Below are 9,984 nucleotides of genomic sequence, written 5' to 3'. Positions count from 1 at the left end.
TATAAATTTAGTATAGAGCTTAAACTGAGTTATTTTAATTTACTTTGCTCTAGGTATGCACTTTTTGTGCAGTTAGATATTAATGACTTAGTCCAGTCCTATTTACATCTTAGATTAAATAACATAGCCTTATCTTGTTTCTTTATTACTTCTACTTGAGTATGTGTTGTTTTTTATGAAGCTTTTTACTGTTATTGCTATTTTGTTGACCTTGAGTGTGCAAACACTTGCGTTGTCTTCGCCTGCATGCAGTGAAATGCAAATGGCAGGCAATACGCAAATGCACTCGGTTCAGCATATGAATGGCAAGCAAATGCAATCAAATTTAAGTTTGATAATGCAGAATGAAGCGAGTGACTGCTGTGATAGCGAATGTAAATGTTCTCATAATATCAACTCAAATTATTTAAGTGTATTAAGTTTAAAGCTAGAACTGATCGTTTTAACTTATCCAGATACGATTATTTTTAAGCCTGTCATTTTTCAATCTAATCAAGATAAATCCCTCTATCGCCCACCGATTTTAGCCTAACCTAGGATACTTGTGCCTAAAAAACGGCATTTATGCACTTTAATGACACTTTGTCGCCTTCAGACAAAGTACTCGATTTTTTTTATAGATAAAATTTTATGTTTATTAATCTTTATAAATTTTACTCAGCTCGTTTGAGCTCTAAATTATTATTAATTATTTTTGTTTCGTTGAACTCCTTTTCTGCACTCAGTCAGGCGTTCAGCATTAACTCATTAAACCAAGCTATCCAGTATGCACATCAGCATGACTTGTGGTTGCAAAAAAGTGAGCTTAACCAAGCTCAACGGCTGGCTCAAAGTATTAGCAAAAGTCAGTTAGATAACCCCAAACTCACGCTTGAGTTGATGAATTTACCGCTTGATAGTTTGAGCTTATCGCAAGAGGCAATGACCCAAGTTAGTTTTGGTATATCTCAAGAATTTGCACGTGGAGATTCTTTGGCCTTGAATCAGGCCATACTTGAAATAAGTGCGTTCGAGCTGGAAATTTTAAGGGAAAATAGGCGAGCAGAGCTAACCAGTGTGATCAGTCAAATTTGGTTTGATGCCTACCAGTCTTTTAAAACCATAGAAATGATACAGGCTGAGCAGTATCTATTTGAACAAATGCTTGAGCTGGCTCAGGTGAATTATACTTCTGCCGCTGCTGAGACTAACCAAGATGAGGTGCTCAAGGCCGAATTGGATTTGTATCAATTGCAAGATACCTTGCTAATTGAGCAAGAAAAGCTCGACGCTAATTTAGCTCGCTTATCTGAATGGTTAATCAACTTTAACCCAGAAAGAAACCTGACCCTTACGCCAAATGCTGTTAGTCATGCTCAAATTGAGATTCAAGCTTTGGCAATAAGCCAACCTAATATACTCACTCTAGCTTTAACAGATATGGCTTTGGTTAAGTTAATTATGCGCCATCCAAGTGTATATAGATTTGAGGTAAAACAGCAGCAATCGCAAAAAGAGGTCGCGTTAGCTGAGCAAAGTTATCAGCCTAGGTGGGGGCTAACTGCTAAGTACGGTTATCGAGCCGATTCTGCTGTGCATTCCGATAGTGACTTTTTTTCTATTGGTGCGAGTTTAGATATGCCTTTGTTTAGTCATAAAAAACAACAGCATCAGGTAAAGTCTGCTGTATTGGCGGGTGAAAGTATTAAAACTGAAAAACGATTAGTGATTCAGCAGCTTTTAGCTCGGTTAAAAAGAGAACTAAAATCTTTGAAGCATCTGGAATCTAGGGAAAAGCTGTATCAGAAGAAAATACTCAGCCAATCGGCTCAACAAACCGAATCCAGCTTAACCGCTTATACACATGATAGTGGTCATTTTTCGAAGGTTGTTCAGCGGAAAATAGCTCAGCTCAATGCACGTATCAAGGCGTTAAATGTGACTGTGCAAAAGGCTAAAACCATTGTTCGAGTAAACTATTTATTAACTCAAACAAGTCGCTCAAACAAAGCTAAAAACACAAAGAGTACCAATGAAAAACAAGGAACCAGTCATGAATAGATTATTAATTATTTTGGCTGCCATGGCATTTGGTTGCGTAATGACAATTTGGCTCATGCCATTAACCTATCAAGATGAAACAGAGGGCGAATCGACAGAGAAAAAGCCTTTGTACTGGGTTGCACCCATGGATGCTAGTTACCGCAGAGATAAACCCGGTTTATCTCCTATGGGGATGGAGTTAGTTCCGGTTTATACCGAATCAGAAAATCAGGCTCAAAGCGCAGGCCTAGTGTCAATTTCACCTGAGGTTATTAACCAGTTGTCGGTAAAAACGCAGAAAATAAGCTTAACTCAGGCAAGCAAACAAATTACCACCTTGGCTAAAGTTGAGTATGACCAAAATCATATCATCCATATTCACCCAAGAGTAGAAGGCTGGGTTGAGGCTCTGTTTGTCAAAGTAACTGGAGAAGAGATTAAACAAGGTCAGGCTTTATATAACTTGTATTCTCCTCAATTGTTAACCGCTCAGGAGGAGTTTTTAATTGCGTTAAAGCGCAGTAATCAGTTATTAATTCAAGCGGCGGAAGACAGGCTTAGAGCATTAAAACTGTCTGATAGTTTTATTCAAAAGTTAAGAGAAAGCCGTGAAATTAGGCAAACAGTGACCTTTTATGCTTCTCAATCTGGGGTTGTAAATCAACTCAATATTCGTGAAGGTTTTTATGTAAAACCGGGTGATACTTTAATGAGTATTGCTAAATTAGATTCGGTTTGGCTAACCGCAGAAGTATTTGAGCAGGATGCCAGTTTCATACAAGCCGATTTACCCGTTCAATTCTCATTGGATTACTTCCCTCAACAAGTATGGCAAGGCAAGGTTGATTATGTTTACCCTGAATTAGATGACAAAACACGAGTACTTAGGTTTAGAACTGAGCTGGTAAATACCGATTTAAGCTTAAAGCCAAACATGTTTGGTTCTTTAACTCTCAGTTTACCGACTAAGCCGGTACTTCAGGTTCCTGTTCAAGCCGTTATTCGTACTGGGACACAAGATAGACTTGTGTTAGCTAAAGGTGAAGGCAAGTTTAAGTCTATTCAAGTTCAGTTAGGTGCCAATTATGGCGCTAATGTTGAGGTTTTATCGGGTCTGAATCCGGGAGACGAAATTGTCACCGCAGCCCATTTTTTAATAGACTCTGAATCAAGTAAAAGTTCTGATTTTATGAGAATGGAAACTCACCAAACTGAGATAGAAGCGTCCTCAGAATACCAGTCCGCAAGCGTTAAGGGCATAATTCACCAGATAGATTTTAATAATCGTGTTTTAAATATTAGTCGCGAAGCAATTGAAAAGTGGCAAAGAAAGGCGGCAAGGCTAGATTTTATACTCGCTGAAAACATTGATATTAAGCAACTCAAGCCGGAGCAATCAGTTTATTTTACTTTTGAAGTAAGGGACGATTTGACCATAGTTGAGCTTGAAGTTTTAAATAATGTGCAAAACCACAATTTACAGAAACACAAGTCGCAATCTCATACTACTCATAGCCTAGAGCTAATGGGAGCTGAAAAATGATAGCGGCTGTCATTAATTGGTCTATTCAAAATAGAATACTGGTTTTGTTACTGGCAATTATTATTTCTGCTTCTGGTATTTATGCGGTTAAGCAAACGCCTGTTGATGCTTTGCCTGATTTATCCGATGTCCAAGTGATTGTTAAAACCAGTTATTTAGGGCAATCACCGCAAGTGGTTCAAGATCAAATAACTTTTCCTATCTCTAGCGCTATGTTGGCTGTGCCAGGCGCCAAGACAGTGCGAGGTTATTCATTTTTTGGTGACTCTTACGTTTATATCATTTTTGACGAAGATACTGATATATATTGGGCTAGGAGCCGAGTGCTTGAATACCTCACCCAAATTACGCCAAATTTACCGAGTGCAGCGCAAGCTCAGTTAGGGCCAGATGCATCGGGTGTCGGCTGGGTATATCAATATGCTTTGGTCGATAAAACGGGCCAGCACGATTTAAGCGAGCTGCGCAGTTTACAAGATTGGTTTTTGCGTTATGAGTTACAGTCTGTGCCGGGTGTTGCTGAAGTCGCGACTATAGGTGGCATGGTTAAGCAGTATCAAATACAGATAGATCCAATAAAACTGAGAGCGTATCAAATACCTTTAGCCCATGTTGCCAATGCAATTAAGCAAGCGAATCAAGAAACAGGGGCGTCTGTAATTGAGCTAGCAGAAGCTGAATATATGCTAACGACAAATGGTTATATTAAGCATGTTGAAGATATCAAATCAATCCCACTTGGCCTAACTAAATTGGGCAATACATTGACGCTTGCGGACATCGCCAATGTCAGCATCGGCCCTCAAGCCCGCCGTGGTATTGCCGAGCTTAATGGTGAGGGCGAAGTTGTTGGTGGTATTGTCGTGATGCGCTATGGCGAGAATGCGCAACAAATTATTACTGAAGTGAAACATAAAATCGCCGAGCTAGAGCCCAGTTTACCTAAGGGCGTTGAGTTAGTTACTGTTTATGACAGATCTGATCTCATCCAAAATGCGGTTGATAATTTATGGCAAAAATTAACCGAAGAGTTAGTTATTGTTGCTTTGGTTTGTTTGGTGTTTTTATTCCATTTACGCTCAGCGATTGTGGCTGTTATCAGTTTACCCTTAGGTATTTTAATCTCTTTCTTAATCATGAATATCCAAGGGATAAACGCGAATATTATGTCTTTAGCTGGGATTGCAATTGCGATTGGTGCTATGACAGATGGCGCCATAGTGATGATAGAAAATATGCACAAGCATATGGAGAGAGCTGAAACCGACAGACAAAATGTATGGCCAATTGTCACTAAAGCCGCGACTGAAGTCGGGCCAGCATTATTTTTTAGTTTATTAATTATTACAGTCAGTTTTTTACCTGTTTTTATTCTAGAAGCTCAAGAAGGCAAGATGTTTTCGCCTTTGGCTTACACTAAAACTTATGCCATGGCCGCTTCTGCTGGATTAGCCATCACTTTGATACCCGTTTTAATGGGTTACCTAATTCGTGGCAAAATCGTATCTGAGCATAAAAACCCGATAAATAGATTGCTAGTTGCCTTATATCGACCTGTTTTAAGCCAAGCGCTAAAATTTCCTAAATTGACTTTGTTGAGCGCCTTTATCGTTACTTTAATCGGATTTTATCCGGCCAATAAAATTGGCAGTGAGTTTATGCCAGATTTAGATGAAGGCGATTTAATGTATATGCCTTCTACTTACCCTAGCATTTCGATTGCCCAAGCAAGGCAGATATTGCAACAAACGGATAAGTTGATACGCACAATTCCAGAAGTTAAAACCGTATTCGGTAAAATGGGCAGGGCAGAAACCGCGACCGATCCCGCGCCGCTGACTATGATCGAAACTGTCATTCAGCTTAAACCTAAAGCGCAATGGCGAGCAGGGGTGACAACGGAGAAATTGAAACAAGAGTTAAACTCGCTGATTCAATTTCCTGGGCTCACTAATGTTTGGGTTCGCCCAATTAAAACCAGAATCGATATGCTATCAACTGGGATTAAAACACCTGTCGGGATTAAAATTTCTGGGAATCAATTAGCAGAGATCCAAAAGATAGGGACGGATATTGAAAAGATACTGACAGAGCTAGAAGGAACCGCTTCAGTTTATGCTGAACGCGTGGCTGGTGGACGTTACATCAAAATTGACATTCTGCGTCATAATGCAGCTCGATATGGCTTAAATATAGCGGATGTTCAGCAAATAATCGCAACCGCGATTGGAGGCGTTAATATTACCCAAACCATAGAGGGGCAATCTCGATTTCCGGTTAACATGCGCTATCCGGATGATTACCGAAATTCGCCTGCTAAATTAGCTCAGTTACCTATAGTGACAGCGAGTGGCATGCAGATAAAACTGTCTGATATTGCAGCAATTAAAATTGAAGATGGGCCACCTAGTATCAAAAGTGAAAATGCCAGATTGAACGGTTTAGTGCTAGTCGACATTACCGCATCTGACTTAGGTTTGTATGTCGAACAAGCAAAACAGCTGCTAAAGCAGCAGTTGAATTTACCAGCCGGATATTCAATTAGTTGGGCTGGCCAATACGAGTATTTAGAAAGGGCTAAAAATAAACTCATTTTAGTTGCGCCAATTACGCTATTGATTATTGTGATTTTGTTGTACTTGAGTTTCCGACGATTCGGTGAGGTACTGATGATATTACTGACTTTGCCTATGGCGACCATTGGCGGAATTTGGCTTATTTATCTATATGGTTATCATTATTCTGTTGCCGTTGGGGTGGGTTTTATTGCTTTGGCGGGCGTAGCAGTCGAAATAGGCGTCATTATGTTGGTTTATTTGAATCAAGCATTAAGTCAGGTCAAGCAGCAAGCAAAAACCGAAAATCGAGTATTGCAGTTTGAGGATTACCAACAGGCAATTCTGCATGGCGCAGGCCAGAGAATACGCCCGGTATTAATGACAGTACTCACGATTATATTAGGCTTATTGCCTGTCTTATTTAGCACAGGTACAGGCTCGGAAATTATGACTCGCATTGCTGCACCTATGGTTGGGGGTATGCTAAGCGCTGTTTTACTAACTTTGATTGTATTACCTGTCGTGTTTTATTTAACCGTTACACGGCTTAAACAAGCGGAGTAAAAATTGCATTTTACAGGCTAGGCCTTTGCTCTCTTTACACTTTATGCTTTACGCTTTTTGTCCTCACCGCAAGCTGAAAATTAAGTTTGCTGTGAGTGCGAGAGTGCTAGGGCTAGGGTCAGAGTGCTAGCGCGAGAGTGTCGTCATGCTGGTTTTAAGCAACTTAGTCTGTCTCACTCTTTCTTTTACTAAGTCCCATATTACTAATTTCCAGATTACTAAACTCCATTTTTATCACAGACAATAGCCGCTAGCGTATTCATCACTGGCTCCAAAGCTTAAAGCGGGTTATCTTAAAGCCCAAGCTCTAATTAAATTAGGCAAATACATGAATTTACAAAAGCTTAAGCAAGCTGAAAGTTACTTTCTTTCTCAATACCCACAGGGCTTTGCCAGTGAAGAAATGAAAGCAATCGCCAAGCGTCACAATATTTCTAAGCTAGCAGAGTTTAGCCAAACAGAATTGGCGCCAGATAATTTTTCTCAGCCTGAACGAATTTTGGATGCACTGATCAAAATAATCAGTCGTTCGTCCATGGTTTCTTTATTTGAAAAGCCAAAATTTAAAGATTTTATTGCGGATTTAAATACAGCAGAAAAAATCGCTTTTTCAGATGCGTATTACCAAAGATTGTATGGTGATGAACAATTAGGCTTTGAGCAAATTCTCGACTTGCTAAAACAGCATAAAATGGCCAAGTGGTCGATTATTTCTGTTGTGCCTTTTTACTTAAAGCCGAATGACGAGGTTTTCGTTAAGCCAACCACGGCTAAAGGAATTATCAAACACTTTGAATTATCCGATATGATCTATAAACCCACGCCTAGTTGGGCGTTTTATCTGCAATACCAAAAGTTAGTTGCCGAAGTTAAAGCTAATATTGATGATAGGATAAAAGAAAACAATGCAGCTATAACAGGCTTTTTGATGATGAGTATTTAACCCATATTGTTTTACAGATTTATAGATTCATGCCTTATGACAATGAATCTATAAATCTAGCCTAACGATTATAGTTTTATCAAAACAACAGCCAATAATGGATTGACATAATCGTTGGTATTTTTATATTCCCGATACCCTGATGATGCGGTAGCGCCAGCTAAATAGTAATTTCCATCTAGCAAAATAAGTTCTTGATTACTTTCCGCTGGTGCTAATTGAGTTAAGCTTGCAGGCAATTCTATGGTATCTAATGGAGACCATGTATCGTCGGAACAACTAATGACTTTGCCTTCAGGGGTAATAAATAGCGCTAATGCACTTTCAATAATTTGCCCATGTTCATTAAGCGGTAAGCTATCTTGTAGCATAGCTTTAAACTCTGGTTCAGAATCAAAAACTAAGCCGATTCCACCTATGTTTTCGCCTAAGTTATTTTTTATTGCGGCATTATAAATATAGGTAGATTTTCCAGCATAGAACTCAGACTGGGCAAAATCGGATACTGCATATTGCTGACTGTTTTGCAGTTTTAATGTTTGTGTACACCAAGTGTTATTCGCTACATTGTAACTATCGGTTGGCAAATCAGCTGGCTTAGACGCGGTAATGATTTTACCTTGCTTATCATAGATAAAAATATTGGTATAAACCGTATATAGGTCATTTATATAACCTAGTTGGGCACAGATCAGCCTGAGCTTGTCTTTTGATAATTCAGCCTGTTGCAATGCACTGATAAATTCTTGATTTAGCGCCCACCAACGACAATCATTTGCGCGCTCATAGAGATTCCTATCCATTATCTCTATGGCCAAATTAGAGTAGAAAATGCAATTTTCTTTAAAATTAGACAGCGCAGTACTGTTGATTTCCGCAACAGATTTATCAACAACTGTATTCATTTCGCCCCCAAGCTCTCTAAGCTTCTCTAAAATTGGCATAAATGAATTTGCTTTCAGTCGATAAGAAATACTTTTTCCATTTAAGGTTAGAACGGTTAATTCTCGATTCAGGCTTTTAGAGTCTTTATTGATTTGCTTTAATTCGTTGGATACTAAGTTTGAATCTTTCCAAAGTTTATATTCTTCACTTTTAATTATTTTTGTGTTTGATTGCTTAAATGCTTGGTTGACAGCCAGCATAGAGAGCCCACTCCAAGCCAGACCTGTATAGCCTTGATAGCCTCTAGTTGCAGAGGTATTGGCTATGTATTCTTGGCTGGTGAGTTGGTGAAGCACTTGTTGCGGATTAATTGATGCTTGATGTTGTAATTGCTGGGTGTTAGAGGTTGCTATTACTTTATGGTGATTGTCTAACAAGGCTAATACTGAGCTGTCTTCTTTAGACAGCAGAGTTGAGTAGATTCTTTCCATTTCATCTTTTAGCTTGAAGCTCATCACTAATATGCCCAAGGTTGCAGCATCTGCACCACCGTGTTCTTTTATCGGGGCACAAAATAGGTGCGAATTCTCAGTATTAGGTTTTAAATCGGTAAATCGATAATATTCTTTGTAGCCTGTTTTTAACTGTTTCACTTCACGGATGAGTGGATCAGATGATTTTTTTACTTTATTCGTTTGGTCGATATTCGCTGCTACTTCACCGGATAGTTTTAGGATAAATATTTCATCGTAAACACTATACTTAGCAACATATTGTTTTAAATGTTGGATTATTTCTGCTTTTGGCACTTCACCTAAAACAAAGTTACTTATTTTTGTATCAGTTGCCAGAAACCCAACATCTGCTGTTCTTTCAAATAAATTTCGGTTTAATACATCAATAACGTTCTGACTTTTAAAGGAAATGTCCATTTGAACTTTTAAGAAGCTTTCTTTTAATAGGCACTCGTGGAGTCTATCTTGTAGTTCGATAAAGCGAGTTTTAGTCTGCTGCATGGATTCCAATAGAGAAGCACCTTGACCATTTAAGCTGTCTTGATTGACTCTTGCAATAATAGAGGCAGCATCCCACCAGTTGTTCAACTGGAATAGCGACTCTTTAAAGTCAACTAGGTGAGGTATTTTTTCGTCTAAATTAGCAACTTTGAATTCGCTCATCGTCTTCCACTTTTTACGTTATCGGCCTAGGTCTGAGTTTGCAATATTCTGACCATTACTCAACAAATCGTAATTTTATTATACTTATTTTAAAAAAATAAGAATTTTGCCACATTAATGCTTTACAACACAAAGTATTGCCACTATTATTTGCGCCGTTGCAAAATAGAGTCTTCTGATTTGCAATAATGGTGAGGTGGCTGAGCGGTCGAAAGCACTGGTCTTGAAAACCAGCATACGTTTGTAGCGTATCCAGGGTTCAAATCCCTGCCTCACCGCCATTTTCTCTTC

Annotated in this window: 6 protein-coding genes and 1 tRNA gene; 6 read left to right on the top strand and 1 reads right to left on the bottom strand. The window is 38.9% G+C overall.

What is annotated here, in order from left to right:
• Nucleotides 1–175: 175 nt before the first annotated feature.
• The 5 genes from XM47_RS08085 (at nucleotide 176) to XM47_RS08065 (ending at nucleotide 7,630) form a co-directional block, all read left to right on the top strand.
• The gene (locus XM47_RS08085; protein ID WP_149865482.1) at nucleotides 176–532 is read left to right on the top strand and encodes a hypothetical protein; all 357 of its coding nucleotides are present in this window, start codon (nucleotides 176–178) and stop codon (nucleotides 530–532) included.
• A gap of 98 nt (nucleotides 533–630) precedes the next feature.
• Nucleotides 631–2,040 carry a TolC family protein gene (locus XM47_RS08080; protein WP_048691469.1) on the top strand — a complete coding sequence of 470 codons (1,410 nt, stop codon included), beginning with the start codon at nucleotides 631–633 and terminating at the stop codon, nucleotides 2,038–2,040.
• Nucleotides 2,033–3,565, top strand: coding sequence for an efflux RND transporter periplasmic adaptor subunit (locus XM47_RS08075; RefSeq protein WP_077066511.1), 1,533 nt, complete (start codon nucleotides 2,033–2,035; stop codon nucleotides 3,563–3,565). The genes XM47_RS08080 and XM47_RS08075 overlap by 8 nt, the downstream gene beginning before the upstream one ends.
• The gene (locus XM47_RS08070; protein WP_048691467.1) at nucleotides 3,562–6,687 is read left to right on the top strand and encodes an efflux RND transporter permease subunit; all 3,126 of its coding nucleotides are present in this window, start codon (nucleotides 3,562–3,564) and stop codon (nucleotides 6,685–6,687) included. The genes XM47_RS08075 and XM47_RS08070 overlap by 4 nt, the downstream gene beginning before the upstream one ends.
• Before the next feature lie 328 nt (nucleotides 6,688–7,015).
• Nucleotides 7,016–7,630 carry a hypothetical protein gene (locus tag XM47_RS08065; RefSeq protein ID WP_048691465.1) on the top strand — a complete coding sequence of 205 codons (615 nt, stop codon included), beginning with the start codon at nucleotides 7,016–7,018 and terminating at the stop codon, nucleotides 7,628–7,630.
• Nucleotides 7,631–7,698: 68 nt separating this feature from the next.
• On the opposite strand, the gene XM47_RS08060 is transcribed toward XM47_RS08065, so the two are convergent.
• Nucleotides 7,699–9,693 carry a cache domain-containing protein gene (locus tag XM47_RS08060; RefSeq protein ID WP_048691464.1) on the bottom strand — a complete coding sequence of 665 codons (1,995 nt, stop codon included), beginning with the start codon at nucleotides 9,691–9,693 and terminating at the stop codon, nucleotides 7,699–7,701.
• 190 nt (nucleotides 9,694–9,883) lie between these two features.
• Here XM47_RS08060 and XM47_RS08055 point away from each other — a divergent pair.
• Nucleotides 9,884–9,974, top strand: a tRNA-Ser gene (locus XM47_RS08055).
• The last annotated feature ends 10 nt before the right edge of the window (nucleotides 9,975–9,984 follow it).

Origin of the sequence: Catenovulum maritimum, assembly GCF_001050375.1 — a bacterium.
GTDB classification, from domain to species: Bacteria; Pseudomonadota; Gammaproteobacteria; order Enterobacterales; family Alteromonadaceae; genus Catenovulum; species Catenovulum maritimum.
Note: the sequence above shows the minus strand (reverse complement) of the source record. Positions and strands in the feature narration are given on the sequence as shown.

Bases quoted from the DNA above. Each gene is read 5' to 3' on its own strand.
- XM47_RS08075 (WP_077066511.1), top strand. From the start codon at position 2,033: ATGAATAGATTATTAATTATTTTGGCTGCCATGGCATTTGGTTGCGTA.
- XM47_RS08070 (WP_048691467.1), top strand. From the start codon at position 3,562: ATGATAGCGGCTGTCATTAATTGGTCTATTCAAAATAGAATACTGGTT.
- XM47_RS08065 (WP_048691465.1), top strand. From the start codon at position 7,016: ATGAATTTACAAAAGCTTAAGCAAGCTGAAAGTTACTTTCTTTCTCAA.
- XM47_RS08080 (WP_048691469.1), top strand. From the start codon at position 631: ATGTTTATTAATCTTTATAAATTTTACTCAGCTCGTTTGAGCTCTAAA.
- XM47_RS08085 (WP_149865482.1), top strand. From the start codon at position 176: ATGAAGCTTTTTACTGTTATTGCTATTTTGTTGACCTTGAGTGTGCAA.
- XM47_RS08060 (WP_048691464.1), bottom strand. From the start codon at position 9,693: ATGAGCGAATTCAAAGTTGCTAATTTAGACGAAAAAATACCTCACCTA.